The 1,106-nt window shown below is 53.5% G+C and carries 1 pseudogene; it reads left to right on the forward strand.

The window, feature by feature from the left end:
• Positions 1-882, forward strand: a pseudogene (locus ABD093_RS03040) (IS5-like element ISKpn26 family transposase); the annotation flags it as partial.
• Positions 883-1,106 lie beyond the last annotated feature (224 nt).

Here is a 1,106-nt window from a genome sequence, read left to right on the forward strand (position 1 = left end):
GCCGATAGTGAATTCAGCACTAAGCGCCGTCAGACCCGAAAAGAGATTTTCCTCTCCCGCATGGAGCAGATTCTGCCATGGCAGAATATGACCGCTGTCATCGAGCCGTTTTATCCCAAGGCGGGCAATGGCCGACGGCCCTATCCGCTGGAGACCATGCTGCGTATTCACTGCATGCAGCATTGGTACAACCTGAGCGACGGTGCCATGGAAGATGCCCTGTACGAAATCGCCTCCATGCGCCTGTTTGCCCGATTATCCCTGGATAGCGCCCTGCCGGATCGCACCACCATCATGAATTTCCGCCACCTGCTCGAGCAGCATCAACTGGCCCGTCAATTGTTCAAGACCATCAATCGCTGGCTGGCCGAAGCAGGCGTCATGATGACCCAAGGCACTTTGGTGGATGCCACCATCATTGAGGCACCCAGCTCTACCAAGAACAAAGAGCAGCAACGCGATCCGGAGATGCATCAGACCAAGAAAGGCAATCAGTGGCACTTTGGCATGAAGGCCCACATTGGTGTCGATGCCAAGAGTGGCCTGACCCACAGCCTGGTCACCACCGCGGCCAACGAGCATGACCTCAATCAGCTGGGTAATCTGCTTCATGGAGAGGAGCAATTTGTCTCAGCCGATGCCGGCTACCAAGGAGCGCCACAGCGCGAGGAGCTGGCCGAGGTGGATGTGGACTGGCTGATCGCCGAGCGTCCCGGCAAGGTAAAAACCTTGAAGCAGCATCCGCGCAAGAACAAAACGGCCATCAACATCGAATACATGAAAGCCAGCATCCGTGCCAGGGTGGAGCACCCGTTTCGCATCATCAAGCGGCAGTTCGGCTTCGTGAAAGCCAGATACAAGGGGCTGCTGAAAAACGATAACCANGGAGAGATCTCAGTAAAAACCGGAAATAACGCCAGAAATGGTGGAAAAAATAGCCTAAATAGGCTGATTCGATGTGTTTGCGGGAAAAAAATCGGCCCAGATCCGCGAAATTTTAATCAGCGAGTCAGCTTGGGAAGAAATGACCTGCTTATTCGCACCTTCCTTAATAAAAATGGGGTCGAGTGGGTTAATGCAGTTGTTGAACTCCTTGAGTTGAAATG

This window comes from Brachybacterium tyrofermentans (genome assembly GCF_039526165.1).
Taxonomy (GTDB): Bacteria; Actinomycetota; Actinomycetes; order Actinomycetales; family Dermabacteraceae; genus Brachybacterium; species Brachybacterium tyrofermentans.